This window comes from Pantoea sp. SM3, assembly GCF_000963995.1.
GTDB lineage: Bacteria > Pseudomonadota > Gammaproteobacteria > Enterobacterales > Enterobacteriaceae > Pantoea > Pantoea rwandensis_B.
Map to the genome: position 1 here is coordinate 58,006 of NZ_JZRD01000007.1, position 26,859 is coordinate 84,864.

Sequence of the window (26,859 nt, forward strand, 5' to 3'; positions counted from 1 at the left end):
TTACTCATCAGCACTTTCTTCCCGCATAACGATCTCAGAAACTGCAAGGGTTCCTGCTGAAATTGCGCATCTTTGGAGAGAGAAAAATGAAAAAAACTGCGGTCTTGCTGAGTGCACTGGTGCTGGTCAGCCTTTCTCAGGCTCATGCTGCCACTAACGCGGGCGAAGCGGCGGGAGCCCAGGCTTCCACCACTGCCAAAGGCAACTCAGATGCGATTGGCGTGGGTGCGGTAGGTGCTTTACTGGGTGTGGCATTAGCGACCATGGGCGGCGGCGACAAAGGTACCAGCAGCACATCGACCACCACTGCGACCACACCAGGAAAATAATCCGAACGTTTCAGGCGCGGCAAGGCTGCGGCGCTTCCCCCTCTTACTGCCAGCCCCTTTCGCCACCGGAGAATAAGTTGCACCCAAGGCTTTTTTACCCAAGCCATTATTCTCCGCCTCTTTTTACTCTGGGTTTTTCACGTACTCGATGCGGTTAACAAACCAAACCTTCTGTCCTTCTGGGGTATTCACCACCACTTCGTCATCCACCTCTTTCTTGATCAGCGCACGGGCCATCGGTGAATCAATGGAGATGTAATCCTTAACCGCATCGCCATAGATTTCATCCGGCCCCACAATGCGAAACCGCTTTGCATCACCCTGTTCATTTTCCACCTCAACCCAGGCACCAAAGAACACCTTTCCTTCCTGTTGCGGCGCATAATCGACAATTTTCAGATCGGCGAGGCACTTGCGCAGATAGCGCACACGGCGGTCTATCTGCCGCAACAGGCGCTTGTTGTAGGTGTAATCGGCGTTTTCCGAACGATCGCCAAGGCTGGCCGCCCAGGAGACAATTTTGGTGATTTCCGGACGCTTTTCGTTCCACAAATGCTCGTGCTCGGCACGTAATTTGTTATAGCCTTCGCGGGTAATCAGTTGGGTTTTCATAACATCTACTCGTGGCAATAATGGGTCTTTACAGCAAAGAGGCCAACAATAAGCGACTGCATTGCTATCAGCAAGGTGTGCGCAGTGATGTGCGTGCTGCATTCAGAAAAAGACGGATTCGCCTGTCCCCGGCTGGCAATTTGCCGCCCCAATCCGTATAACTGTCCCCTATTTTCCAACCCTGTGTAAGCATTGTTAATGATGATGAAAGATTCACTGAGCCAGATTATCGCAAGTGAGCTGAAGGCACGCGCCGACCAGGTTGACGCCGCTGTACGCTTGCTGGATGAAGGGAACACCGTGCCATTTATCGCACGTTATCGTAAGGAAGTGACCGGTGGGCTGGATGATACCCAGTTGCGTCAGCTGGAGAGCCGCCTTGGCTATCTGCGTGAGCTGGAAGATCGCCGCCAGTCAATTCTGAAATCCATCGATGAGCAGGGCAAACTCACCCCAGAACTCGCCACGGCCATCAATGGCACGCTGAACAAAACTGAACTGGAAGATCTGTATCTGCCGTATAAGCAGAAACGCCGCACGCGTGGGCAGATCGCCATCGAAGCGGGCCTGGAGCCACTGGCTGAAACGCTATGGAGCGATCCTTCTCAGGAACCCGAGTCATTGGCTGCAAACTTTGTGGATGCGGATAAAGGCGTCGCCGATGTTCGCGCAGCGCTGGATGGCGCACGTTATATCCTGATGGAACGTTTTGCCGAAGACGCCACGCTGCTGGCAAAAGTGCGTGATTATCTGTGGAAAAACGCGCATCTGGTGGCTCGTGTGGTGGAAGGTAAAGAGGAAGAGGGCGCGAAATTCCGCGACTACTTCGATCACCACGAACCTCTCAGCACCGTTCCTTCTCACCGTGCGCTAGCGATGTTCCGTGGTCGCAATGAAGGCGTGCTGCAACTCTCTCTGAACGCCGATCCACAATTCGAAGAAGCGCCGCGCGAAAGCCACGGTGAAACGCTGATCGCCGACCATCTGCAACTGCGTCTGAACAATGCACCGGCAGACAGCTGGCGTAAAGCGGTGGTGAGCTGGACCTGGCGCATCAAAGTGCTGCTGCATCTCGAAACCGAATTGATGGGCACCATTCGCGAACGCGCAGAAGATGAAGCGATTAACGTCTTCGCCCGCAACCTGCACGATTTGCTGATGGCGGCTCCGGCAGGCATGCGCGCCACCATGGGGCTCGATCCGGGCCTGCGTACCGGCGTGAAAGTCGCGGTGGTGGATGCCACGGGCAAACTGGTGGCTCATGACACCATCTATCCGCACACCGGACAGGTGGCGAAAGCCGCATCGGCTGTGGCAGCACTGTGCATCAAACACCAGGTGGAGTTGGTGGCGATTGGTAACGGTACCGCTTCACGTGAAACCGAGCGTTTCTTCCTCGACGTGCAGAAGCAGTTCCCGCAAATCAACGCGCAGAAAGTGATTGTTAGTGAGGCTGGCGCATCGGTCTATTCCGCATCGGAACTGGCCGCGCTGGAGTTTCCGGACCTGGATGTTTCCATTCGCGGCGCCGTCTCCATTGCGCGTCGCTTGCAGGATCCGCTGGCCGAGCTGGTGAAAATCGATCCGAAATCCATCGGCGTCGGCCAGTATCAGCATGATGTGAGCCAAAGCCAGCTAGCGAAGAAGCTGGACGCGGTGGTGGAAGACTGCGTAAACGCCGTCGGCGTGGATCTGAATACCGCTTCAGTCGCCTTGCTGACGCGCGTGGCAGGCTTAACCCGCATGATGGCGCAGAACATTGTCACCTGGCGCGATGAGAACGGCCGCTTCCAAAATCGCCAGCAGCTGCTGAAAGTCAGCCGTCTTGGGCCAAAAGCTTACGAGCAGTGCGCCGGCTTCCTGCGCATCAATCACGGCGATAACCCGCTGGATGCCTCCACCGTGCACCCGGAAGCTTATCCGCTGGTCGAACGTATTCTGGCCGCGACTGAACAGGCGCTGAGCGAACTGATGGGCAACCCGGGTGGGTTGCGCGATCTCAACGCGCGCGACTTCACCGACGAGCGTTTTGGTCTGCCAACCGTCACCGACATCATGAAAGAGCTGGAGAAACCGGGGCGCGATCCCCGTCCGGAATTCAAAACCGCGCAATTTGCCGAAGGCGTGGAAACGCTGAACGATCTGCTGCCGGGCATGATTCTGGAAGGCGCGGTCACCAACGTCACCAACTTTGGTGCTTTCGTGGATATCGGCGTGCATCAGGATGGTCTGGTGCACATCTCTTCACTGTCAGACAAGTTCGTCGAAGATCCCCATCAGGTGGTGAAAGCGGGCGATATCGTCAAAGTGAAGGTGATGGAAGTGGATATGCAGCGTAAACGCATCGCCCTCACCATGCGTCTTGACGAGCAGCCCGGCGAGAGCAATGCGCGCGGCGGTAATAACCGCAGCAGCGGCAAAGAGAATGCACGTCCCGCCGCTAGCAGCAAAGGACGCGGTAAACCTGCCAATGCACCTGCAGGCAACAGCGCGATGGGTGATGCGCTGGCAGCAGCATTTGGCAAAAAACGCTAACGCCCAGCCCTGAATAACGCGCGGAGGCGGCTTCGCTCCGCGCGTACACATTTGATAAATCCCCTCATCCGTCTACGCTGAAAAAATCCGTGTGAAAAAATGACCTTCCGCGTGGCCCAACGATCTGATGGACATAATCAACGCCCTACTTGATGAGATTTACGCAGGCCGCTTCCCCGTCGCCGCACGTGAGCGTCTGCTTTCCCACATTCGTGCAGCGCGAGATACCGCTAAGCTGCCGCGCAAAGCCCACTGGGATGAGAAGGATGTGGTATTGATCAGCTACGCCGATCAGTTCCGTGAACCCGATAAGCCCACACTTGCCAGCTTCTCGCACTTCTATCAGCAGCATCTGCAATCCACTTTCAGCCTGGTCCATCTGCTGCCGTTTTTTCCCTACTCTTCCGACGATGGCTTCTCCGTGATTGATTATCACCAGGTGAATCCTCTTTGTGGCGAGTGGCAGCATATTGCGGCGCTGCACAGTGAAACCCGGCTGATGTTCGATTTTGTCTGTAATCATATGTCGGCGCACAGCCAATGGTTCCGCCACTATCTGGCGCAGGATCCCGGTTGGGATGACTTTTTTATCAGCATGCCGCCGGCTACCGATCTCAGCGCCGTGACGCGTCCCCGCACCTCACCGTTGCTCACCCCGTTCGAGATGGCCGATGGTGAAACTCGCTTTATCTGGACCACTTTCAGCGCCGATCAAATCGATCTTAATTTTGCCAATCCTGAAGTGCTGATTCGCATGGTCGACGTATTGCTGGATTACCTGAACAAAGGCGCCGATTACGTTCGTCTCGATGCGGTGGGATATATGTGGAAAACGCCGGGTACAAATTGTATTCACCTGCCCAAGACCCACCAACTGGTGAAGCTGTTTCGCGCCATCGCTAACGAAGTGGCACCGGGTACAGTGATCGTCACGGAAACTAACGTGCCGCACAAAGACAACATTAGTTATTTTGGTAACGGGCACGACGAAGCGCAGATGGTGTATCAGTTTTCACTGCCGCCGCTGGTGCTGCATGCCATTCATTCAGGATCCGCACGCGCGCTGCGCCAATGGGCCAGCACGCTGGGCACCAGTAACGGCACCACCACTTTCTTCAACTTCCTTGCCTCGCACGATGGCATTGGCCTCAATCCTGCGCGCGGTATTTTGTCTGAAGTGGAGATCGTAGCACTGGTGCGAGATTTGGCGCTGGAAGGGGCGCTGGTGTCTTATAAAAATAATCCCGATGGCACCACCAGCCCTTACGAAATTAACGTCACCTATTTCGATGCTCTCAACCAACAGAATGATGACGATGACACACGTCTGCGTCGCTTCCTGCTGGCACATGCCATTCTGCTCGCCTTTCCGGGCGTGCCGGCCATCTATATCCAAAGTATTCTGGGATCGCGCAACGACAATGAAGGCGTGCGCGCGGCAGGACACAACCGCGCCATCAATCGCCAGAAATACAGTTTGCGTGAAATGGAACAGTGGATCAGCGGCGATGACCCGTTACGTCAGCAGGTGTATGAACGACTCAGCGCATTGATCCAGCTGCGCACCCGCCAGAGCGCGTTCCATCCGGATAATGCGATGACGCTGCTGGAGAGTGAAAATGCCTTATTGATGCTGCGACGACATCCGCCAGGCAATGAAGACGGCTTATTGTGCGTGTTTAATCTCAGCAGCCGGGAAGTCACCACGCATCTGCCACAGACACGACATTTCCAGGATGTGATCAGCGGCGAGAAGATCGACGGCAGCCAGCCGATGACACTGGCTGCGTGGCAATTTATGTGGCTGCGTGGCTGATTATTTATAAACATCCGCCGTGGCGCTAAACTTGCCATGTTCGCGGCCTGCGATCACCAGAAAGTATTTGCCGCCTTTCTCATCGGCCGCTTTGGAGAGTTCGCGCTTCGCATCCATCGGTGAAGTGGTCTCCGCCGTGGTGGTCACCGTACCGATTTTCTCCAGATTCATTTTTTGCACTTCTTCTTTAGTCACTTCCTTTGCGGCGAACGCTGAAAACGACACCGCACTCATCACCAGAGAAGCCACTGCCCATTTCATCATCTTCATAGCATTATCCTCATCCATTTTTTGCATTATTGAGATGTCAGCGGCTGCGAAGCACAACAGGCGAGATAGCAAAAGATCACACCGCGAAGCAGCTCAGCTCACGTCAAAAGTATTACCGCTGATGAAAGAATTGCCACTGCCGCAATAGATTTAACGGCTAACCGCTTGGATAAAATAGATAATATGCTGACAAAATGTGTCAGGGTGCGAGATAAATGGCGCATGTGCCGCTTTTTCCATCACAACTGCAGGTGAGCACGGCAACGCCTCATTTAACTGCTTTGCAATGCGACGCGGGACTAATCCATCCAGCGATCCATACAGACGCATAAAAGGCATTGTCAGCTGCGGCAGCTGCGCGCGCAGATCCACTTCACGCAATATCTCCAGTCCACCTTCCAGCACCGCGACCGAAGGCATTGGCTGCGATAGCACCACGTCTTTGAGCTGACGTGCATCCTGGCGAGCGTTTTCCGTACCCATGGTTTGCAAGGCCAGGAAACGTTCTACGGTGCGCTGGAAATCATTGCTCAACTGCTGCTGGAAGCTCTCCAGCGTCTCAGGCTTGATGCCCGGCCAATCCTCGTGCGCGGTAAAACAGGGCGACGATGCCACGCTAATCAGCGCGGTGACACGTTCAGGCTGCGTCAGTGCAATCTGGCTGGCAACCAGTCCCCCCAGCGACCAGCCGAGCAACACTGCACGCTCAGGCAGTTGTGGAACCAGCTGTTGAGCCATGTCGGCTAAGGTCAGTGCACCAAACCCCTGGCTGCGGCCAAAGCCGGGCAGATCCACCAGGTGCAGACGAAAATGCGGGCTGAGTCGTGGAACAATGTTCTGCCACACTTCGGCATTCAATCCCCAGCCGTGCAGCAGCACAAGATCGCGATCGCCCGTGCCTGTGGTGTGCCAGTAAAGCGAACTCATCGGTTACACTCCCGAAAAGTGAAAAGAGGCCGCTATGCTATCAATCCCTGCCCTGTGTTGGCTATGCCGCCTGCCATTACAGATTGCCAGACATGGGCTATGCAGCCGCTGTGTGCAACAAATCCCGGCGCTGCCCGCGATCTGCCCCTGCTGTGCACTGCCGGCCAGCGGCACCCGATTGTGCGGCCGCTGTCTGCGTCGTCCACCGCCGTGGCACAGCCTGACCTGCGTTAGTGATTACCTGCCGCCGCTGAGTGATTGGGTCATCCAGCTGAAATTTTCTCGGGCAACCGCACTCAGAGTGATGCTGGCGCGGCTGCTTTTGTTAAAATTGTTAAATAGTCGCCGCGATAACCTGACGCCGCGCATCGATTTGGTGTTGAGTGTGCCGTTACATCGGCGTCGAGCCTGGCAGCGTGGCTATAATCAGGCTGAGCTGCTGGCAAAACCGCTGGCACGCTGGCTAGGTTGTGAATATCGTGCCGGGGTGCGCCGCAGACGGCGGGGGTTGGTCCAGCATGCGTTGCGCGCTTCGGCGCGGAAAAAGAATCTGCGCGGGGCCTTTTCCCTTGAAATGCCGGTGCGCGGACGCCATATCCTGCTCATCGACGATGTGGTGACCACCGGAAGCACGGTGGCAGAAATCAGCCGCATTTTGCTGGCGCAAGGCGCGGCCAGCGTGCATATTGGCTGCCTGTGCCGTACCTTGTAGAGCGTCGGCGTTGGGCGTATTATAACCAAGTAATTTAGTCAACTATTGAGCAATCGCCATGATCGTTATTACTGATGCTGCGCAAGAGCACTTCTCAAAATTGCTATCAAAACAAGAAGATGGCACACAAATTCGCGTATTCGTCATTAATCCGGGTACGCCAACCGCTGAATGCGGTGTTTCTTACTGCCCACCCGATGCAGTAGAAGCCACTGATACTGAAATGAAGTTCGAAAAGCTGTCAGCCTATGTTGATGAGCTGAGCGCGCCTTACCTGGAAGATGCTGAGATCGATTTTGTCACCGATAACCTCGGTTCCCAGCTGACGCTGAAAGCGCCAAACGCCAAGATGCGCAAAGTGTCGGATGATGCCCCAATGGTTGAGCGTGTGGAGTATTTGCTGCAAGCGCAGATCAACCCACAGCTGGCTGGTCACGGTGGTCGTGTATCCCTGATGGAAATCACCGATGACGGTTACGCGATTCTGCAGTTTGGCGGCGGCTGTAACGGCTGTTCAATGATCGACGTCACGCTGAAAGATGGCATCGAGAAAGAGCTGCTGGCAGCGTTCCCTGAGCTGAAAGGTGTGCGTGACCTCACTGAACACCAGCGCGGCGAGCACTCTTATTACTGATTTTCTTGCGGCAGCGCACCCGAGCTGCCGCAGATTTCTACCTCGCTTTGCGCCCGTCATTCACCGCTTTCAGAACGTGCTTCACGGCTTTGTCGGCAAACATCTCTTCCAGCGAGACACATAACTTGCGCCGCCAGTTCGGATACTCATCCACGGTGCCAGGCACGTTTACCGGCATTGTCATGCCGAGCCAATCTTCCGGCTGCAATCCCAGTAGTGCGCTTTCCGTGCGGGCCAGGTAACGGTGCATCGCCACATTCAGCGCCGGCGTAAGCGGTTGTTTCAACGCAGGTTGACGACTGCGAGCAGGCATGGCCCCCGCCTGCTGTAAGGCATCCAGCAAAGCCTGCTTTTGTGCCGTGCGTTGTTGTTGCAGGGAGCGCAGCACGCTATCACGATACATGCCAAGCTTTTCACCCAATGCCAAATCTTCCGCCTGCCAGAATCCGCTCAACGTGGGCAAATCATGGGTACTGGCACTGGCAATCGACTGGCGAGGATAAGCCGAAGGCTGGCGGTAGCGGCCATCGCGCTCCTGTTCGAAGAACAGCACTTTCCACGAGAAAATACCGTGGCTGCGCATCATGCGGACGATGATCGGCGGCACAATGCCCAGATCCTCGCCGATCACCATGCAGCGATGGCGCTGACTTTCCAGCGCCAGAATCGCCATCAAATCGTCCACCGGATACGACACATAGGCGCCTTTATCCGCTGTCTCACCATACGGAATCCACCACAGCCGCAATAACGCCATCACGTGATCGATACGCAGCGCGCCGCAATCACGCATGTTGGCGCGCAACAAATCGATAAAAGGCTGATAGCCGCGCGCGCGCATCTCGTGCGGATCAAGCGGCGGCAACGCCCAGTTTTGCCCCAGTGGCCCCAGGCGATCCGGCGGCGCACCCACAGAAGCGCCCAGCTTATACAGCTGCGCATCCTGCCAGGTTTCTGCACTGTGCTGCGCCACACCCACGGCGAGATCACGGTAAAGCCCCACCGTCATGCCGAGTTGCTGGCTGCGCTGCCAGCAGGCGGCAAATTGCTGTTGCGCCAGCCACTGCAACCAGCACCAGAATTGAATCTCGTCCTCATGCTGCGAGCACCACTGTTGCACCTCGGGCTGGTGCGCATTGCGCCAGGTTTCCGGCCATGACGCCCATCCCCACGCCTTCTCCTGCTGAGCGCTGCGTTCTGCCAGAATGCCGTCAAACGCCGCCTGATAGCGCAGATGATCGCCGCCCTCCGCGACAAATTGCAGGAACGCCTGCTCAGGCTGATATTGCTGCCAGGCCAGACGTAGCGCCGTGATTTTCAACTCCGCCACCGCACGATAGTCGACATAGTCAGTTGCGCGCGCGGCTTGCACATCCTTGCGCGTTTTAGCGCGTTTCCACCAACGCTGTGCCTCATCACTTTGTGCAAATGCCGCGACCTGATTGATGTCGATATACAACATATTCAGCCAGCGACGCGAGGTGGGGCTATAAGGGCTGGCGTGTTCAGGCTGCGCAGGATAAAGCGCGTGTAACGGGTTGAGGCCAACAAAATCGCCACCGTGAGCGGCAACCTGCTCCAGCATTTGCGCAAGATCGCCAAAATCACCGATCCCCCAATTGCGATCGGATCGCAGCGTGTAAAGCTGCACCAGCGCTCCCCAGCGTTTGTCGCCTTGCGCTAGCGGTTCGGATAAATAGCAGCGACGTGGCGCGATAATAATGCGCGAGTGCCACTGCTGACGTCCCTGCCGCAAGGTCAAACGGTGATAACCCTGCGCCAGACGCGGCGGCAACGCGAAGGCTTCCCCCGCCTGTAGCGTGCCGCTGTAAGTTTTGCCGCGTTCGGTTTCAAACTGCCAGCTAAACTCGCCTTTGCCCTGCGGGCAACACTGACGCGGACGGCGCGGGGTAAAAACCAGCACCGGCGGCAGTGGTGGCGCTTTACCTTCCGGCGTATTCATCACCGCCAGCAGTGCACGTTTGGTGTCGTCGCTAATGCGCACCCGCTCACCGTTCGCGTTGGTAAAATCTACCGCAATACCCGCGTCCTGCGCGGCCTTATCCAGTTTACTGAGTGTCATCGCATCTCCTTGGGTGCGGTGCGCATCCATGCGCACCCGACGAAAACCGTACCGAACAACATCGGGTTGCCATTGTTGGCGAGCTGTAAATCAGCGCGCGGCCTGCCAGATACGCTGCTGGTAATCGCGAATCGAACGATCGGAGCTGAAACGCCCGGTGCGCGCGGTGTTAAGAATCGCCGCTTTGGTCCACGCCTCCGGATTTTTCCACAAGGCTTCAACCTGCTGCTGCGCCTCGAGATAAGCCTCGAAATCGGCCAGTACCAGCCAGGGATCGCCGCCTTTGGTCAGGCTGGTGAGCAGCATGTCAAATGCCTGCTTGTCACCTGCACTGAACTTGCCCTTCTCCAGGTCTTTCAGCAAACCATCCAGATACTTATTCTGCTTGCGCAGCTTTTTCGGGCTGTAGCCGTTGGCTTTGAGCGCCTTTACCTCATCCACCGTATTGCCGAAGATAAAGATGTTCTTCTCGCCCACCGCTTCGGCGATCTCAACGTTTGCGCCATCCAGCGTGCCAATGGTCAGCGCGCCGTTCAGCGCCAGCTTCATATTCCCGGTGCCGGACGCTTCATAACCGGCGGTCGAGATTTGCTCCGAGAGATCGGCTGCCGGAATCATCAGCTCTGCGGCGGTAATGCGATAGTCCGGAATAAATACCACTTTCAACCGATCGCCAACTTTGGGATCGTTGTTAATCACTTCAGCCACTTTGTTGATGGCGTAGATGATGTTCTTGGCCAGGTAGTAGCCTGGCGCGGCTTTCGCACCAAACAGAAACACGCGTGGCACAAAGTCGGGGTTATCAGGATTGTCCCGCAGCTGACGATAGCAGTGCAGCATATGCAGCAGGCTGAGGTGCTGACGTTTGTACTCGTGTAGCCGCTTAATCTGCACATCGAACAGCGCATCAGGGTTCACATCAATGCCGGTCACGCGTTTGATATACACGGTCAGCCGCAGCTTATTCTGCTGCTTGATGGTACGGAACTGCTGACGGAAAGCTTTCTTACGCGCATAGGGCGCCAGCCATTCCAGCGCATCCAGATCGTTGGCCCACTCCACCTGCAACGTCTCATCAATCAGGTTCGACAGCAGCGGATTGCACTGCTTCAACCAGCGGCGCGGTGTGATGCCGTTGGTGACATTATGGAATTTGGTCGGCCACAGTTGGTGATACTCCGGGAACAGATCCTTCACCACCAGCTCAGAGTGCAGCGCAGCCACGCCATTCACGGCGAAACAGCTCACCACACACAGGTTCGCCATACGCACCTGCCCGTCGGCCACCACCGCCAGCTTCTGCCAGGTCGCGCTGTCGCCAGGCCACTGCTTCTTGACGATTTTTTTCAGCCGCTGGTTAATTTCGCGGATGATCAGCATATGGCGCGGCAGCAGATCGCGCACCAGCTGTTCATCCCAGCGCTCCAGTGCTTCTGGCATCAGCGTGTGATTGGTGTAGGCGAAAACACGACTGGTGATGTGCCAGGCTTCATCCCAGCTCAATTGATGCTCATCCAGCAGAATACGCAGCATTTCCGGGATGGCGATGGTGGGATGGGTATCGTTGAGTTGGATGACTTCAAAATCGGGCAAGGTGTGAATCGAGCGCCCGGCAAGATGGTGGCGGCGCAGAATATCCCCCACCGCGCAGGCGCACTGGAAATATTGCTGCATCAGGCGCAGGCGCTTCCCTTCAGCGTGATTATCGTTGGGATACAGCACCTTGGTGAGTTTGTCAGCATCAATGCCGGGCTGTTCGGCCTGCAGGAACTTGCCATCATTGAACAGGGTGAGATCGAACGGATGCACGCTGGTGGCTTGCCACAAACGTAACGGCAGCGTCACGCCATTGCGGTAGCCGACCACCGGCAAATCCCAGGCTTCACCTTTAAGATGAAATTTAGGTCGCCACTGCAGCGAGCCATCACTGTTTTTCTTCACTTTGCCGCCGATGCCAACCTGCACATCCTGCGCGGCGTTATGGCGAAACCACGGATAGCTGTTGCGCTGCCAGTCGTCCGGCGCCTCTTTTTGCTGGCCATCGTCAAAGGTCTGGCGGAACAAACCGTACTGATAATTAAGGCCATGTCCCATCGCGGCCTGCCCGACAGTGGCCATGGAGTCCATGTAGCACGCGGCCAGGCGCCCCAATCCACCGTTGCCAAGCGCCGGATCCACCTCTTCCTCCAGCAATTCACTGAGTTCTACCTGATGCGCCGCCAGCGCTTCCTTCACCTCGTCGTACCAACCGAGATTCAGCAAGTTGTTGCCGGTCAGGCGGCCGATGAGAAACTCCATCGACAGATAGTTCACATGGCGTTGGCCTGCGCGCGGTGTGGCGGGCGGCTGTGTGGCGAGCATCTCCGTCAGCACACGGCTTAATGCCTGCCACCACTGATGCGGTGTCATTTGCTGGGCGGAGGTGAGTCCAAGGTGCTGCCATTGGCGGGTAAGTGCGGCGTCGAAACGTGTCTTATTAAATTTTTGCTGCGACATATCAATCCCTTCGAATCCGTTAACGGTAAAGATGGGCGAGCGCATAACCAGAAAGGATAAGTAAAGCCGGGGGCGAAGAAAAAAGCGACAGAGAAATGCGGATGAAGGGAAAAAAAGTGGATTTAAGCGTGGCGCTCAACCTGATGCGACCCTGCGGGCGGCACGGTGACCGCCCCGGCAGGATGGATTAGCAGAGTTCGAGATGGACTTCGTGTTGCTCAATCACCTTCAGCACGCTGGCGGGCGGCGTCTGATCGGTATACATATAGTCAATCAGGCTCATATTCCCCAGGTTCACCATCGCATTACGGCCAAACTTAGAATGGTCCACCACCAACATCACGCAGCGTGAGTTTTCGATTATCGCGCGTTTGGTGCGTACTTCGTGGTAATCGAACTCCAGCAGTGAGCCATCCATATCAATACCGCTGATGCCGAGAATGCCGTAGTCGAGGCGGAACTGGGAGATGAAATCCAGCGTCGCTTCGCCCATGATGCCACCATCGCGCGTACGCACTTCACCGCCGGCGATGATCACGCGGAAGTCCGGTTTCGCCATCAGCAAAATTGCCACGTTGAGATTGTTAGTCACCACGCGCAAATTGTTATGGTTCAGCAAGGCATGCGCCACCGCTTCAGGCGTGGTGCCGATATCGATAAACAGCGTGGCACCATCGGGGATCTGGCTCGCCACACGCTCGGCAATGCGCGCTTTCTCCGCCGACCACATCATTTTACGATCCTGCCATGCGGTGTTTTCAGAGCTGGAAGGCAGCGCCGCGCCACCGTGATGACGCAGGATTTTATTCTGATCGGCCAGATCGTTCAGGTCACGTCGAATGGTTTGCGGGCTCACCTCAAAGTGATCCACCAGCTCTTCCGTACTGACATATCCCTGGCGTCGCACCAAATCGATAATGGCGTCATGACGTTGCGTCTGCTTCACATCTCTCTCCTCGGCTCAGAGCCGTTTTCTTTTTATACCTGCTACCGACGTGCCACATTGCGCGTATCGACAAACGCCATTGCCAGGCCGACCAGCAAGCCGGTGACATGTGCAGCGTTAGCAATCGACAGCCCAAAAGCGCCGTACCAGCCAATAATCAGCCATACAATAGCGAAGCCCATCAGACCGCGCTCCAGATAAATGCCACTTTCGGGATCGCGCTCGCCACGCAGCCAGCAATAACCCATCAGCGCATACACTACGCCCGATAGTCCGCCGAACAGCACACCGCTGAATTTAGCCTGCATCCAGCCGCTCAACAGCGCGGAAATGAGCATAATCACAAACAGCTTGCCGCTGCCAATGCGCTTCTCCACTGCGCCACCGAGATACCACCACCACATCAGATTGAACAGGATGTGCAGCAGTGAGAAGTGCAACAACGCATGGCTAAACCAGCGCCACACCTGGAAATACTGCGAGGAGTCAGCAGGCCACGCCAGCCAATCCAGCGCCACATCATCACCGACAATCTGCATCATGATGAACACCGCCACGCAGGCAATCATGATCGTCATGGTGAGCGGGCCTGCGCGTTCACGAATATTCGCCCAGATGTTGCTGCGTTCATAGCGCAAGCCACTTTCGGTACTGCCTGTATGCCAGCTGGCGGCCTGATAGCGTGGATGATTAGGGTCGCGTACGAACTGGGCAAGTTCGTTTTCAACCATCTCCAGCCTGGCTTCATCATCCAGCATAATGACATAGTGGCTTTCGCGCTCAATACGCAGCGTGACGCCGCGCGTTGCCATGTAATCCACAAACGCCTGCGCCATACGCGGGTTGTTGAACTGAGTAATGCGCATCGTGCGGGTTCTCCTTCCTTTATGTGATCGTCTCAGACGCCGCCAGTGGCCACCTGCGCGGGGAACACGGCACGCCAGGCGTCAAAACCGCCATCGATGCTATACGCTGCACTGAATCCCTGCCCTAACAAAAACTGCGCCGCCCCTTTGCTGCTGTTGCCGTGATAGCACATCACCAGCACCGGCAACGCATGATTCGCCTGCGCGATAAAGTCCGCCAGATTGTCATTCGACAGATGCAACGATCCTGTCGCGTGGCCCATGGCAAAGCTTTGTGGGTCGCGAATGTCCACCAGCTGTGCGCCTTGTGCCAGGTGCTCGTTAGCCTGATGAACCGAAATACATTCGAAGTTTTCCATGGTGTCTCTCATAAGGTCGTCACAATTAGCGCCTAGTTTAACCTGAGAATCCGTCGCGATAACCTGACAAAAGTTATGGCTATGGATTTTTTTTCCTGCAGGAATGTTAGCTATATCACGCAAAAATGTTTTTATTGAGTTAAGCGCTGGCATCAATGTTGGTTTCCGATTATTATTACGCTCGAAAACGAACATTTTAGAACTATTCCGAACATCGGAGGAGATGACGTGGAAACCAAAGACCTGATCGTGATCGGCGGCGGCATTAACGGAGCCGGCATTGCAGTGGACGCTGCAGGACGCGGACTGTCAGTGCTGATGCTGGAGGCGCGGGATTTGGCCTGTGCAACCTCCTCCAACAGCTCTAAATTAATCCACGGTGGCCTGCGCTACCTGGAACATTACGAATTCCGCCTGGTGGGCGAAGCGCTGGCCGAACGTGAAGTGCTGCTGAAAATGGCACCGCACATTGCCTTCCCAATGCGCTTCCGCTTGCCACATCGCCCGCATCTGCGTCCGGCGTGGATGATTCGCCTTGGCCTGTTTATGTACGACCGCCTGGGTAAACGCACCACCCTACCGGGCAGTAAAGGCCTGCGTTTTGGCGCGGAATCGGCCCTTAAGCCTGAGATCACGCGCGGATTCGAATATTCCGACTGCTGGGTGGACGATGCGCGCATGGTGGTACTTAACGCGCAGGAAGTGGTGAAACAGGGTGGCGAAGTGCGCACCCGCACCCGCGTTAACCGTGCATGGCGCGAAGGCGGTCTCTGGATGGTAGAAGCGGAAGATATCGATACCGGCAAAATTTTCACCTGGCGCGCTAAAGGCCTGGTTAACGCCGCTGGCCCATGGGTGAAGCAACTGTTCGACGATGGTCTGAAATTAAAATCACCTTATGGCATTCGCCTGATCAAAGGCAGCCACATTGTGGTGCCGCGCGTACACCGTGAAAAGCAGGCTTACATCCTGCAGAACGAAGATAACCGTATCGTGTTTGTAATTCCGTGGATGGACGAGTTCTCTATCATCGGTACGACAGATGTGGAGTACAAAGGCGATCCGAAAGACGTGAAGATCGATGACAACGAAATCAGCTATCTGCTGAAAGTGTTTAACGGACACTTCAAACAGCAGCTGAGCAAAGATGACATCGTCTGGACTTATTCTGGTGTGCGTCCGCTGTGTGATGACGAATCGGATTCTCCGCAGGCCATCACCCGTGATTACACGCTGGATGTGCACGATGACAACGGCCAGGCGCCGCTGCTGTCGGTGTTTGGCGGTAAGCTGACCACCTATCGTAAGCTGGCAGAGCACGCACTGGAGAAACTGGCGAAGTACTATCCCAACGCTGGCCCAGCCTGGACTAAATCAGCAGTACTGCCAGGCGGTGATTTCTCTGGCACTCGTGAAGATTACGCCGCAGGCTTACGTCGTCGCTATCCGTTTATCAGCGAAGGCATGGCGCGCCACTTTGCCCGTACCTACGGCAGCCGCACCGAAGAACTGCTGGCTGGCGCAAGCAGTCTGGCGGATCTGGGCGAGAACTTCGGCCACGAGTTTTATGAAGCTGAATTGCGCTACCTGGTGAAAAATGAGTGGGTGCGCGAACTGGATGATGCGATCTGGCGTCGTACCAAACAAGGTATGTGGCTGACAGAAGCCGAGCAGGCACGCATTCGCGAGTGGCTGGCGGTCAACGGTCAGAAACCGGCGCTGTCGCTGGCTTCGTAATCCAGGCCAAATAAAAAGGCCGTTATCCTGAAAGGGGTAACGGCCTTTTTTATGGTGTCTGAAGTCAAAACAGCGCGATGAATCGCACCGCTACAACGGAAGTGCACAATCCGCAGCGGTGCAATTCATTGCGTATCATTGAACTTATAACCCGGTATTCTCGCGAATGTATTTGCGTGCTTTCACCGCATATTCGAACGGATTGGCCAGTGCCGGATCCTGCTCCGCTTCCACCACCATCCAGCCTTTGTAGCCGTAATCGTCGAGGATTTTGAACACCGGTTTGAAATCAATCACGCCGTCGCCCGGCACGGTGAAGGTGCCTTTCTTCACGCCATCAAGGAACGACAGTGATTTTTCACGCACTTCAGCCACCACGCTGTCACGCACATCCTTCAGGTGCACGTGGAAAATACGTGGCAGGTATTGGGTCAGCACATCCAGCATCGCCTGCTGTGAGCCTTCGGAGTAGTAGATGTGGCCAGTGTCATACAGCAGGCCGACATTCTGATTGGTCGATTCCATAAAGCGATCGATTTCCGCTGGGGTCTGAATGCCGGTCCCCATGTGATGGTGCAGCGTCACGCGCATGCCCTTCTTCGCCGCGATTTCAGCCAACTCGTTGTAGCCTTCCGCCGTCAGACGCCACTCTTCATCCGTGAAGATCGGTTTCTGCTCCAGCACCGCCAGCGTGGTGCCCTGAATACTTTTACTTTGTTCAGAGCAGCCAATCACGCGCGCGCCCATGGCGTGCAGGAAGTTCATGTGATGGGTGAACTCGTCGATGGTTTTCGCCTTGTCACCGTTGGCGAAGAAAGTGCTGAACCAGGCATTGCAGATTTGGATACCACGAATATCCAACATCGGTTTCAACACTGCGGGATCTTTCGGGTATTTACTGCCGACTTCACTGCCGGTGAAACCTGCCAACGCCATTTCGCTCACCGTCTGCTGGAAGGTGTTTTCGCTGCCCAGCTCTGGCATGTCATCGTTGGTCCAGCCGATTGGCGCAATCGCCAGTTTTACATTGTCTTTGTTCATTTCAATTCCCTGATTCTGAGAGAGAAGTGTTAGCGCACGGATTCAGTTATTTGGCGTAAAAGTCTGGACGCGCAGGCATGGTCACCGGCTCAATAGCGCCGCTGTTCTGGGCTTTATGGCACGCATCCGCCGCAACGGAAGCGGCAAACCCATCCCAGGCGGAAGGACCGGTCAACTTGCCCGCCGTGGCGTCATTGATGAAGGCCTGCAGTTCAACGTCATAGGCTTCAATGAAACGGTCTTTCCAGTCAGTAAGCAGCGCATTGCCGAGACGCGCGTTTTTGCGCATCTGAATAGAGGAAGGCTCAGGCAGTTTGGCAATGCCCTCTTCGCCCACCACTTCACACTGAATGTCGTAGCCGTATGCGCAGTTCACGAAGATCTCGACATCAATACGGATGCCCTTCTGGGTTTCGAACAGCACGATTTGCGGATCTTTCAATTTGGCATGGCTCTTCGAGGTGGAACGCGGGAACACCACCTGCACCGATTTATAATCGTCTTCGGTCAACCAGCGCAACACGTCCAGCTCGTGAATCAGGGTGTTGGTGATCGCCATATCGGTGGTGTAATTTTCGCCCACGCTCTGGTTGCGGTGCGCACAGTGCAGCATCAGCGGCTCGCCGATTTCACCGTCAGTGATCACTTTCTTCAACGCGCGATAGCCTGAATCGTACGGACGCATAAAGCCCACCTGCACCAGGCGTTTACCGTGTTTAATTTCGGCATCAACGATGCGGCGGCAGCCTTCGGCGCTCATCGCCAGCGGCTTCTCGCAGAACACCGGCTTGCCAGCAGCAATGGCGGCGAGGGTGAATTCTTCGTGGGTCGGATCCCATGATGTCACCAGAATGGCATCCACCTCCGGCGAGTGAATCACCTGATGACCATCCTGATACACCTCAGCTTCGATATTCAGACGCTGCAGCGCCGCACGGGCCCCTTCCACGTTGATATCTGAAACCGCCACCACTTTCGCGCCCTGCAACACATTGTTGCAGCGACGAATGTGATCCTGACCAATTGCACCGGTACCAATTACACCGAGTTTGAGCGTCATAATTACACCTGTAGAGTCGGATAAGTATGCCCTTCATATTTCAAGATGCAGGTGCGTTGGCTGCTCTCGTTGGCCGCCTTCCTGACTCTCGAATTATTTGGGGTACATAGGGTTAAACAAGGCCGGCGAACGCCGGCCTAAAAAGGGTGTTAGTACTTACGTGCTTGTTCGATATGCACGTTAAGCTTGTCAGCGACTTCCTGCGTGCGTTCAGACGTTGAAGTCTGAGCCACACCAACGTGCCACCAGCTGAAATATTTGTGAATCATGGTTTTTGGCAGCACTTTGATGTCGAACAGCACTGAAACGGTCTGTTTCTGCGCGTCAATCAGTGCAGCTTCCAACTGTTCCAGCGTGGTGATGCGATAAGTTTTACAGCCGTAACCGCCCGCAATCGCCGCGAAATCGACCGGAATAAAGCCGCCATCCAGCTTGCCGCCTTCCGGGTTGCGGAAACGGAACTCGGTGGTGAAGCTGTCCATACCGTGTTCCATCTGCAGGTTGTTAATACAGCCGTTGGTCATGTTATCCAGCAGCACCACGTTGATTTTCGCGCCTTCCTGAATCGAGGTGACCAGCTCGGAGTGCAGCATCATGAACGAGCCATCGCCAACCATCACGTAGACTTCACGCTGCGGCTGCGCCAGCTTCACGCCCAACGCGGCGTTGACTTCGTAGCCCATGCAGGAATAGCCATATTCAACGTGGTACGAGTTGTAATCTTTGGTGCGCCACATGCGTTGCAGGTCGCCCGGCAGACTGCCCGCTGCCGCGACAATCACTGCATCCTTTGGGAGCTGCTCGTTTAAGGTGCCCAGCACACTGCTCTGCGTCAGCACTGACTGCGTCAGGCGCTCAAACTCAGTAAACAGCGCTTCACGGTCAATGTGATCGGCGATTTCGGGAATAAAATCGTCAGTGTTATAAGTGGCGGCATACACACGCTGCGTCTCTTTCAGCAGCTTGCTTTGCGCCTGCTCAACCTGACCGCCCCAGTGGTTCTCAAAGCCTTTCAGTCCGCTTTCCAGTGCGGTCAACCCTTCACGCGCATCCGCTAACAGCTGCACCGCATCGAGCTTGTAGCTGTCGAAATTGCTGACGTTGATGTTGAGGTAGCTCACTTCAGGATTCTGGAAAATCCATTTCGAAGCGGTGGTGAAATCGGTGTAGCGCGTGCCGATCCCGATCACCAGGTCGGCTTCTTTCGCCAACAGGTTAGCCGCCAGGCAGCCGGTTTCGCCGACGCCACCCACATTCAGTGGATGATCAGAAACAATGGTGCCTTTACCGGCCTGTGTTTCCGCAAACGGGATGTTAAAGCGTTCCGCGAATTTCAGCAGCGCGGCACCGGCATCGGAATATTTCAGACCGCCACCCACGATAATCAGCGGCTTGTGTTTACGCGCAATCAGCGACAGAGCATCTTCCAACTGGGCAGCGGTCGGCAGACGGCGATCCAGACGGTGCACACGTTTCTGGAAGAAATATTCCGGGAAGTCCCAGGCCTCACCCTGCACGTCTTGCGGCAGCGCGATGGTCACGGCACCGGTCTCCGCCGGATCGGTCAGCACACGCAAGGCATTAATACAGGCAGTCATCAGCTGTTCAGGACGGCTAACGCGGTCCCAGTATTTGCTCACCGCGCGGAAGGCATCGTTGGTACTGATGCTGAGATCGTGGCTCTGCTCGATCTGCTGCAAAACGGGATCGGGCTGACGCGTCGCGAACACATCACCCGGCAGCAGCAATAAAGGAATGCGGTTCGCGGTCGCCGTGGCAGCTGCGGTGATCATGTTCGCCGCGCCCGGTCCCACTGAAGAGGTACAGGCAATAATCTGACGACGCAGTGACTGCTTGGCGAAACCAATCGCCGCATGCGCCATGCCCTGTTCATTACGACCCTGATGCACCACCAGATCGCCGCTGTCCTGCTCCAGCGCTTGCCCCAATCCCAGCACGTTACCGTGGCCGAAAATGGCAAAAATGCCTTTCACAAATTTGGTTTCAACGCCGTCAACGTTCAGATACTGGTTATCAAGAAATTTCACCAGCGCCTGTGCCGTGGTAAGTCTGATTGTGCCCATATGCTTCTTCCTTTACATGCTGGTACCTGACGTGAGGTACAACGCGGTTCGGGTTTTCGCTGCCGTTACGGCACCCGCGGATAAGTGAAACGTGTGGCGATTATAAACAAATATTTTTTTCATTAAACGTAATTACAGAAGAAACATTTCATTTTGCGATGGAGATCAAATTCAGCGATGAAACGTTGCCAGCGGAGGCCGTTGCAGGGGTAAAAGTGGAATGACAAAATAGCATTTTAACAAGATAGCGAAATTTCATTTCACTTCAGTAGCTTCCTTTATTCACAGTCATTTTCCTGCGACCTGGCTCACAAGCCAGAGCATCAGTGAAACTGATGCTAAACAGCGTGCCGTGATAGCGCATTGTGCAGAGTTTTACCTCGGTCACAAAATCGCGATGGATGTTTCATTTCATATTGTATTTGGAATTTTTATTCCTCATACTGCGACCATAGCCAATCAGGCACCTTGAGAACCCGGAAGCATAGCGCTTGATGTTGGGCGTTTTCGCCCCAGTGTCTGCTTATCACAGAAGGAAACCACAGGTATGAGTACACAACAGAAGCGGCTTGATGTGATTTGTATCGGACGCATCGCCGTCGACCTCTACGGTCAGCAAATCGGATCACGTCTGGAAGATATGACCAGCTTTAATAAATATCTGGGCGGTTCTTCCGGTAACGTGGCCTATGGAACAGCCATTCAGGGCTTGAAATCAGCCATGCTGGCACGCGTAGGGGATGAACATAACGGCCGCTTTCTGCGAGAAGAATTGCAGCGCGTAGGTTGTAACACCGATGGGCTGATCACCGATAAAAACCGCCTGACCGGCCTGGTGATCCTCGGTATTAAAGATGAAGATACCTTCCCGCTGATCTTCTACCGCGACAACTGTGCCGATATGGGCCTGGTGCCGGATGACATTAAAGAGGAATTCATCACCTCTTCTCGCGCTGTCGCGGTCACCGGTACGCATCTTTCACATCCGCAAACCCGCGCTGCGGTACTGAAAGCGTTGGATATCGCCAAACGTAATGGTCTGCGCACCGCACTGGATATCGATTATCGTCCGGTGCTGTGGGGCCTGACGTCACTGGGCGATGGCGAAACGCGTTTCGTTGAATCCGGTGAAGTCACGAAACAGCTGCAGGAAGTGCTGCACTATTTCGATTTGGTGGTAGGAACGGAAGAAGAGTTCCATATTGCCGGCGGCAGCACGGATACGCTGACAGCACTGAAAAATGTGCGCCAGGCAAGCAAAGCGACGCTGGTGTGTAAACGTGGACCCTTGGGTTGCGTGGTGTTTGAAGGTGATATCCCGGACAGCTGGGAACAGACCAAATTGCAAACCGGCGTACGCGTTGAAGTCCTGAACGTGCTGGGTGCAGGCGATGCCTTTATGTCTGGCCTGCTACGCGGCTGGCTCAACGATGAAAGCTGGGAACAGGCTTGCCGCTACGCCAACGCCTGTGGTGCGCTGGTGGTCTCACGCCACGGTTGCGCGCCAGCGATGCCAACCAAAGAAGAGTTGGACGATTTCCTTGGTCGCGATAAAGATGTGAAACGTCCGGATCTGGATGCGCGCCTCAACCATCTGCACCGCGTCACCACGCGTAAACAGCAGTGGCCAGAACTCAACGTGTTCGCCTTTGACCACCGTAAGCAGTTGGCCGATATGGCACGTGAAGCGGGCGTCAGTGAAGATAAGATCCCGCAGTTGAAACTGCTGCTGTTGCAGGCGGCACAGGAAGCGGCCAACGAAGCAGGCTTAAATGAGAAGAGTGGGATTCTGGCGGATACCACCTACGGCCAGAAAGCGCTGAACGCCATTACCGGCAAAAACTGGTGGATTGGCCGACCTATCGAACTGCCAAGCTCGCGTCCCCTGCGTCTGGAGCACGGTAACATCGGTTCGCAACTGGTCGACTGGCCGGCAGAGCACGTGGTGAAATGCCTGGTGTTCTACCATCCGCACGACAGCGCCGAGCTGCGTAAAGAGCAGGATGAACTGGTACTCGATGTGTGGAACGGTTGTAACAAAAGCGGGCATGAGCTGCTGCTGGAACTGATTCTGCCGGAGAGCAATCCTGACCGTAATGAAGCGTACTATTACGACATGCTGAGCCACTTCTACAGCCTGGGCATTCAGCCGGACTGGTGGAAACTGCCACCGCTGTCGGCGGAGAGCTGGCAGGCCATCAGCGGGTTGATCGAACAGAACGATCCCCACTGCCGCGGCATTCTGTTGCTCGGCCTCGATGCACCGGAAGAGACGCTGAAAGCCGGTTTCGCTGCGGCGGCGCAAGCGCCGTGGGTGAAAGGCTTTGCCGTCGGACGCACCATCTTCGGCCAACCGTCACGCCAATGGCTCAACGGTGAACTGGATGATAAAGCGCTGATTGAAACGGTGAAAGGCAACTATCTGCGACTGATTGGCTACTGGCGCGCGGCGCGTGGCTGACAGGGTTTAATCACAGTTAAAAGCGGCTCGCAAGAGCCGCTTTTTTTATTGGCTTTTGCCTTCTCGCTAATCACTTCTTTTTGTGAGGCATTTCATAAACCGATGAAATAAGCGTCACGATAGCGTCAAACAAATGAAATTTTCCATCCATCTGGTACTATAGCGCTCATTATCCAGCCATATTTTCTTTTTTGACGGGCCGAAGTCATGACCAATAATCCAACCCAATTAACCTTGTTACAGGACGATATCCGTCGTCGCTATGAGACGCTGAGTAAACGCCTGAAGCAGGTGGCTCGTTATATTCTTGATAACAGCAACAGCATTGCTTTCGATACCGTCGCTTCCATCGCGCAGCAGGCCGATGTGCCGCCCTCCACGCTGATTCGCTTTGCCAACGCATTTGGCTTTAGCGGTTTCAACGAAATGAAACAGGTTTTCCGTCAACATCTGATGGAAGAAACGGTGAACTACACCGAGCGCGCCCGTCTGTTCCGCCAGACGGCGACGGATGACAGCGCCAGTTCTCCTGAGAGCCCGGTTGAGATTCTCAACGTATTCACCATGGTGAACAGCCAGGCATTGCAGCAGCTAGCCATGCAGGTTAATCCGGACCAGCTGAACAAAGCGGTGAAAATGCTGGATGAAGCCGAGAATATCTACATCATTGGCCTGCGTCGCTCATTCAGCGTTGCGTCCTATCTGGTGTATGCGCTGCGCCATCTGGAGCGTCGTGCGTTTCTGATCGACGGTCTCGGCGGCATGTTTACCGAGCAGTTGAGCATGGTGAATCCCAAAGATGTGGTGATTGCCATCAGCTACTCGCCGTATGCGCGTGAAGCGGTTGAGCTGGTTGAGTTGGGTGCCAAACGCGGCGCACATCTGATTGCCATCACCGACAGCCAGGTGAGTCCGCTGGCCGCCTTCAGCGATGTGTGTTTTGTGGTGCGCGAAGCGCAGGTTGATGGCTTCCGTTCGCAGGTCGCCTCACTCTGTCTGGCGCAGACGCTGGCGGTTTCATTAGCGTTGAATAATACCGGCACCGGCGAATAACTTCGCCGAGCGTTGTACATCAAAAAGGGCAGCCATTTGGCTGCCCTTTTTACATGTGTCATTCATATCTTGCGATGTTCTGGCAGGTGCGCATCACTGCACACCCAACGACAAGCGTATCGCTAGCCGATAGGGTCGCCATTAGGGCGACCTGCGGCTTTATTTACTGCGCGGATACTTATCGCTGTTCACCCAGGCGTGATCTTTTTCCCAGGTAAACTTCCACAAACGCACCGGACCGGCCATCACGTTCAGATAGTAGTTATCGTAACCCGCAATGGTGGCCACCGGATGGTAGCCACGCGGGACGGTCACCACATCGCGGTTATACGGCGCCATGCACTCGTCGAGTGAACGGTCGTCGGTATACACGCGCTGCATCGCGAAACCAGGCTCTGGATCGAAACGGTGATAATAGGTCTCTTCCAGATAGGTCTCATCCGGGCTGGTTTTCTGGTCATGTTTATGGCTCGGGTACGAACTGGTCGCGCCCTCGTCGGTATACACTTCCACCACCAGCAGGCTGTCGGCCTCTTTGTTGTCCGGCAAAATGTTGTGCACCAGACGCTGATTGCGCCCTTTACCACGCTGCTCCACACCCACATCTTCCGGGGCAATCAGGCGCGCAGGCAGGTTGCCTTTGCTCGGCGCATTACACACCGCCAGTTCCAGATCGCTGTCGGCGTAGACTTCTACTTCATCATCGTGCGGCACATACACCGAGTACGGTGGAATACGCTCGAACGGTGACAGGCGTTTGCCGAGGTTGGGAAACTCCGCGTTGCGGGTTTTCACTGAGGCAAAACCCGCCACCAGCACCAGGCACAGCTCTTTATCGCCGCTGCTGAGTTTCAGGCTTTGGCCCTTCTTCAACAGATAAGCATCAAAACCGACATACTCCCAGCCCGCACTTTCCGGCGTGACGTGCTGAATACGGCCGTTGCTGTCTGGCTGCTGTGCTTTCGAAATCAAAGACATCATCGATCTCCTTGTTAGAGCGAGATTAGCCCAGCGTCGGCATGCTGAACTCTGAAACAGTCTGCTGACCGCTCGGCCAACGCACGGTGGCGGTTTTCATGCGGGTGTAGAAACGCACGCCGTCTGGACCGTGCACGTTCAGGGCACCGAACACTGAGCGCTTCCAGCCGCCGAAGCTGTGGAACGCCATTGGCACCGGCACGGGAACGTTAACGCCTACCATGCCCGCTTCCACGTTCTGCACGAACTCACGCGCGGTGTGGCCGTTGCTGGTGAAGATGGCGCTGCCGTTGCCGAATTCATGGCTGTTTACCAGCTTCAGCGCGCTGTCGAAATCGGTAGAACGCATGATACTCAATACCGGTCCGAAGATCTCTTCGCGCCAGATCATCATGTCCGGGGTAACGTTATCAAACAGGGTGCCGCCCACGTAATAACCCTCTTCATGGCCTGCGACTTTCACGCCACGACCATCTACCACCAGTTTTGCGCCTTCGGCTTCACCTTTGTCGATGTAGCCCAGTACTTTCTTCTGATGTGCGGCAGAAACCACCGGGCCCATTTCGTTCTCTTCAGCACCTTTCTGGATACCGGGGCCGATGCGCAGCGCTTTGATCAGCGGAGTCAGACGTGCAATCAGTTTGTCGGCAGTATCATTGCCCACTGCGACAACCACAGGCAGCGCCATGCAACGCTCACCGGCAGAACCAAAGGCGCCGCCCATGATGGCATTCACAGTGGCATCCAGATCGGCATCTGGCATCACGATAGCGTGGTTTTTTGCCGCACCAAACGCCTGCACACGTTTACCGTGGGCGCTGGCGGTTTTGTAGATATGCTCGGCCACGCCGGAAGAGCCGACGAAGCTCACTGCCGCAATACGCGGATCTTTGTACAGCTGCTCAGCATCTTCGTTAGACGAGTGCACCACGTTGAACACGCCATCCGGCAGTCCCGCTTCTTTCAGCAGTTCAGCCATACGCACAGAGGCTGATGGATCCAGCGCCGGTGGCTTCAGGATAAAGGTGTTACCGCACGCCAGTGCGATAGGGAACATCCACAGTGGCACCATCGCCGGGAAGTTGAAAGGCGTAATACCCGCGACCACGCCAACCGGCTGCATCAGCGAGTAGCTATCCACGCCGGTGCCGACGCTTGGTGAGTTTTCACCTTTGATCAGATGCGGGATTCCGCAGGCAAACTCGATCACTTCGATACCGCGCGTCAGCTCACCTAACGCATCCGACCACACTTTGCCGTGCTCAGACACAATCAGCGCAGCCAGCTCGTCACGATGTTTTTCCATCAGTGCTTTGAAGTTGAACATCACACGGGCACGACGCAGCGGCGCAGTTTTCGACCATTCAGGGAACGCGGCATGGGCGATTTCGATCGCTTTTTCCACTTCAGCAGCAGTGCTCTGCGTCAGTTCACGCGCGACTTTGCCGGTGGCTGGATCGTATACCGGGATGGTTTCATTGCTGGCGCTATGGGTAATCTTGCCGCCGATAAAGTTTCCTACGATAGTCATGTCGTTGCCTCTTTGATGTGAAGTTCCCTGCAGGCAGTCGGTTATCACTGCAACACCACCTGACCAGGCAATACGAAAAGCGTGCTATGAAGCTATTACAATGAAATAAATTTTTCAAATACTTCTTTTTGGAAAATTTCCTTTTAGCGGCATGGATCGCATTTTTCCCGCTCTGGCTGTCAGGCAGGCGCAAAGCCCTCACTACGGGCGTTCTTACCCTGTTGCCCCGGCGCAACCCTAACCCACTGTGACCACACATTTTCTACTTAAGTCACGTCGCTATGCTGTTGCGCGAAACGAAATATGAAATTTTTGCGAGGAAGATCCAA

21 protein-coding genes are annotated in these 26,859 nt (G+C 55.3%); 8 read left to right on the forward strand and 13 right to left on the reverse strand.

Going from position 1 to position 26,859, the window contains the following annotated elements; genetic code table 11:
• Positions 1-86 precede the first annotated feature (86 nt).
• Positions 87-329, forward strand: coding sequence for an exopolysaccharide production protein YjbE (gene yjbE / locus VI01_RS04070; RefSeq protein WP_045814069.1), 243 nt, complete (start codon positions 87-89; stop codon positions 327-329).
• 123 nt (positions 330-452) lie between these two features.
• Here the strand turns inward: yjbE and greB are convergent, their stop codons facing one another.
• Positions 453-941 carry a transcription elongation factor GreB gene (gene greB / locus VI01_RS04075; protein ID WP_045814070.1) on the reverse strand — a complete coding sequence of 163 codons (489 nt, stop codon included), beginning with the start codon at positions 939-941 and terminating at the stop codon, positions 453-455.
• A gap of 204 nt (positions 942-1,145) precedes the next feature.
• On the opposite strand from greB, the gene VI01_RS04080 reads away from it, so the two are divergent.
• Together VI01_RS04080 and VI01_RS04085 are read left to right on the forward strand one after the other, a co-directional pair.
• Positions 1,146-3,476: a Tex family protein gene (locus VI01_RS04080; RefSeq protein WP_045814172.1), complete on the forward strand. Its 2,331-nt coding sequence runs from the start codon at positions 1,146-1,148 to the stop codon at positions 3,474-3,476.
• Positions 3,477-3,603: 127 nt separating this feature from the next.
• Positions 3,604-5,292 carry an alpha-amylase family glycosyl hydrolase gene (locus VI01_RS04085; RefSeq protein ID WP_045814071.1) on the forward strand — a complete coding sequence of 563 codons (1,689 nt, stop codon included), beginning with the start codon at positions 3,604-3,606 and terminating at the stop codon, positions 5,290-5,292.
• Here VI01_RS04085 and VI01_RS04090 read toward each other — a convergent pair whose 3' ends face one another.
• Both VI01_RS04090 and bioH read right to left on the reverse strand, forming a co-directional pair.
• The gene (locus VI01_RS04090; protein ID WP_034820058.1) at positions 5,293-5,562 is read right to left on the reverse strand and encodes a DUF1471 domain-containing protein; all 270 of its coding nucleotides are present in this window, start codon (positions 5,560-5,562) and stop codon (positions 5,293-5,295) included.
• A gap of 150 nt (positions 5,563-5,712) precedes the next feature.
• Positions 5,713-6,489: a pimeloyl-ACP methyl ester esterase BioH gene (bioH, locus tag VI01_RS04095; RefSeq protein WP_045814072.1), complete on the reverse strand. Its 777-nt coding sequence runs from the start codon at positions 6,487-6,489 to the stop codon at positions 5,713-5,715.
• Between the two features lie 34 nt (positions 6,490-6,523).
• Here bioH and gntX point away from each other — a divergent pair, with 34 nt between their 5' ends.
• Together gntX and nfuA are read left to right on the forward strand one after the other, a co-directional pair.
• Positions 6,524-7,201: a DNA utilization protein GntX gene (gntX, locus tag VI01_RS04100; RefSeq protein ID WP_045814073.1), complete on the forward strand. Its 678-nt coding sequence runs from the start codon at positions 6,524-6,526 to the stop codon at positions 7,199-7,201.
• 58 nt (positions 7,202-7,259) lie between these two features.
• The gene (gene nfuA / locus VI01_RS04105) at positions 7,260-7,835 is read left to right on the forward strand and encodes a Fe-S biogenesis protein NfuA (RefSeq protein WP_034819678.1); all 576 of its coding nucleotides are present in this window, start codon (positions 7,260-7,262) and stop codon (positions 7,833-7,835) included.
• Between the two features lie 37 nt (positions 7,836-7,872).
• Here the strand turns inward: nfuA and malQ are convergent, their stop codons facing one another.
• The 5 genes from malQ to glpE form a co-directional block, all read right to left on the reverse strand.
• Complete coding sequence (gene malQ, locus VI01_RS04110; RefSeq protein WP_045814074.1) at positions 7,873-9,918, reverse strand: 4-alpha-glucanotransferase; 2,046 nt, start codon at positions 9,916-9,918, stop codon at positions 7,873-7,875.
• 90 nt (positions 9,919-10,008) lie between these two features.
• A complete protein-coding gene (gene malP / locus VI01_RS04115) occupies positions 10,009-12,414 on the reverse strand; it encodes a maltodextrin phosphorylase (RefSeq protein WP_045814075.1) in 2,406 nt (801 codons plus the stop codon).
• A gap of 187 nt (positions 12,415-12,601) precedes the next feature.
• Complete coding sequence (locus VI01_RS04120) at positions 12,602-13,360, reverse strand: DeoR/GlpR family transcriptional regulator (RefSeq protein ID WP_045814076.1); 759 nt, start codon at positions 13,358-13,360, stop codon at positions 12,602-12,604.
• A 41-nt stretch (positions 13,361-13,401) separates the two neighbouring features.
• Complete coding sequence (gene glpG, locus VI01_RS04125) at positions 13,402-14,226, reverse strand: rhomboid family intramembrane serine protease GlpG (protein WP_038644257.1); 825 nt, start codon at positions 14,224-14,226, stop codon at positions 13,402-13,404.
• Between the two features lie 32 nt (positions 14,227-14,258).
• Positions 14,259-14,585, reverse strand: coding sequence for a thiosulfate sulfurtransferase GlpE (gene glpE / locus VI01_RS04130; protein WP_045814077.1), 327 nt, complete (start codon positions 14,583-14,585; stop codon positions 14,259-14,261).
• A gap of 228 nt (positions 14,586-14,813) precedes the next feature.
• Between glpE and glpD the strand changes: the two genes are divergently transcribed.
• Positions 14,814-16,322 carry a glycerol-3-phosphate dehydrogenase gene (glpD, locus tag VI01_RS04135; RefSeq protein ID WP_034819696.1) on the forward strand — a complete coding sequence of 503 codons (1,509 nt, stop codon included), beginning with the start codon at positions 14,814-14,816 and terminating at the stop codon, positions 16,320-16,322.
• A gap of 144 nt (positions 16,323-16,466) precedes the next feature.
• Here the strand turns inward: glpD and iolE are convergent, their stop codons facing one another.
• The 3 genes from iolE to iolD all read right to left on the reverse strand — a co-directional run bounded on the left by iolE (position 16,467) and on the right by iolD (position 20,507).
• Entirely contained in the window at positions 16,467-17,363 is an 897-nt protein-coding gene (iolE, locus tag VI01_RS04140) for a myo-inosose-2 dehydratase (RefSeq protein WP_045814078.1), read from the reverse strand.
• 46 nt (positions 17,364-17,409) lie between these two features.
• A complete protein-coding gene (locus tag VI01_RS04145; protein WP_045814079.1) occupies positions 17,410-18,423 on the reverse strand; it encodes a Gfo/Idh/MocA family protein in 1,014 nt (337 codons plus the stop codon).
• A 149-nt stretch (positions 18,424-18,572) separates the two neighbouring features.
• Positions 18,573-20,507 (reverse strand): 3D-(3,5/4)-trihydroxycyclohexane-1,2-dione acylhydrolase (decyclizing), encoded by a 1,935-nt coding sequence (iolD, locus tag VI01_RS04150; RefSeq protein ID WP_034819705.1) that lies wholly within the window; start codon positions 20,505-20,507, stop codon positions 18,573-18,575.
• A gap of 547 nt (positions 20,508-21,054) precedes the next feature.
• Here iolD and iolC point away from each other — a divergent pair.
• Both iolC and VI01_RS04160 read left to right on the forward strand, forming a co-directional pair.
• The gene (iolC, locus tag VI01_RS04155; RefSeq protein WP_045814080.1) at positions 21,055-22,968 is read left to right on the forward strand and encodes a 5-dehydro-2-deoxygluconokinase; all 1,914 of its coding nucleotides are present in this window, start codon (positions 21,055-21,057) and stop codon (positions 22,966-22,968) included.
• A 207-nt stretch (positions 22,969-23,175) separates the two neighbouring features.
• Positions 23,176-24,021 carry a MurR/RpiR family transcriptional regulator gene (locus VI01_RS04160; protein ID WP_034819711.1) on the forward strand — a complete coding sequence of 282 codons (846 nt, stop codon included), beginning with the start codon at positions 23,176-23,178 and terminating at the stop codon, positions 24,019-24,021.
• A 159-nt stretch (positions 24,022-24,180) separates the two neighbouring features.
• Here the strand turns inward: VI01_RS04160 and iolB are convergent, their stop codons facing one another.
• Positions 24,181-24,999 (reverse strand): 5-deoxy-glucuronate isomerase, encoded by an 819-nt coding sequence (iolB, locus tag VI01_RS04165; protein WP_038644251.1) that lies wholly within the window; start codon positions 24,997-24,999, stop codon positions 24,181-24,183.
• Between the two features lie 25 nt (positions 25,000-25,024).
• Positions 25,025-26,530 carry a CoA-acylating methylmalonate-semialdehyde dehydrogenase gene (locus VI01_RS04170; RefSeq protein WP_045814081.1) on the reverse strand — a complete coding sequence of 502 codons (1,506 nt, stop codon included), beginning with the start codon at positions 26,528-26,530 and terminating at the stop codon, positions 25,025-25,027.
• Positions 26,531-26,859: the final 329 nt, after the last annotated feature.

Bases quoted from the DNA above. Each gene is read 5' to 3' on its own strand.
- VI01_RS04090 (WP_034820058.1), bottom strand. From the start codon at position 5,562: ATGAAGATGATGAAATGGGCAGTGGCTTCTCTGGTGATGAGTGCGGTG.
- malP (WP_045814075.1), bottom strand. From the start codon at position 12,414: ATGTCGCAGCAAAAATTTAATAAGACACGTTTCGACGCCGCACTTACC.
- nfuA (WP_034819678.1), top strand. From the start codon at position 7,260: ATGATCGTTATTACTGATGCTGCGCAAGAGCACTTCTCAAAATTGCTA.
- malQ (WP_045814074.1), bottom strand. From the start codon at position 9,918: ATGACACTCAGTAAACTGGATAAGGCCGCGCAGGACGCGGGTATTGCG.
- yjbE (WP_045814069.1), top strand. From the start codon at position 87: ATGAAAAAAACTGCGGTCTTGCTGAGTGCACTGGTGCTGGTCAGCCTT.
- glpE (WP_045814077.1), bottom strand. From the start codon at position 14,585: ATGGAAAACTTCGAATGTATTTCGGTTCATCAGGCTAACGAGCACCTG.
- greB (WP_045814070.1), bottom strand. From the start codon at position 941: ATGAAAACCCAACTGATTACCCGCGAAGGCTATAACAAATTACGTGCC.
- bioH (WP_045814072.1), bottom strand. From the start codon at position 6,489: ATGAGTTCGCTTTACTGGCACACCACAGGCACGGGCGATCGCGATCTT.
- iolC (WP_045814080.1), top strand. From the start codon at position 21,055: ATGAGTACACAACAGAAGCGGCTTGATGTGATTTGTATCGGACGCATC.
- gntX (WP_045814073.1), top strand. From the start codon at position 6,524: ATGCTATCAATCCCTGCCCTGTGTTGGCTATGCCGCCTGCCATTACAG.
- VI01_RS04080 (WP_045814172.1), top strand. From the start codon at position 1,146: ATGAAAGATTCACTGAGCCAGATTATCGCAAGTGAGCTGAAGGCACGC.
- glpG (WP_038644257.1), bottom strand. From the start codon at position 14,226: ATGCGCATTACTCAGTTCAACAACCCGCGTATGGCGCAGGCGTTTGTG.
- VI01_RS04170 (WP_045814081.1), bottom strand. From the start codon at position 26,530: ATGACTATCGTAGGAAACTTTATCGGCGGCAAGATTACCCATAGCGCC.
- iolE (WP_045814078.1), bottom strand. From the start codon at position 17,363: ATGAACAAAGACAATGTAAAACTGGCGATTGCGCCAATCGGCTGGACC.
- VI01_RS04085 (WP_045814071.1), top strand. From the start codon at position 3,604: ATGGACATAATCAACGCCCTACTTGATGAGATTTACGCAGGCCGCTTC.
- VI01_RS04145 (WP_045814079.1), bottom strand. From the start codon at position 18,423: ATGACGCTCAAACTCGGTGTAATTGGTACCGGTGCAATTGGTCAGGAT.
- VI01_RS04160 (WP_034819711.1), top strand. From the start codon at position 23,176: ATGACCAATAATCCAACCCAATTAACCTTGTTACAGGACGATATCCGT.
- iolD (WP_034819705.1), bottom strand. From the start codon at position 20,507: ATGGGCACAATCAGACTTACCACGGCACAGGCGCTGGTGAAATTTCTT.
- iolB (WP_038644251.1), bottom strand. From the start codon at position 24,999: ATGTCTTTGATTTCGAAAGCACAGCAGCCAGACAGCAACGGCCGTATT.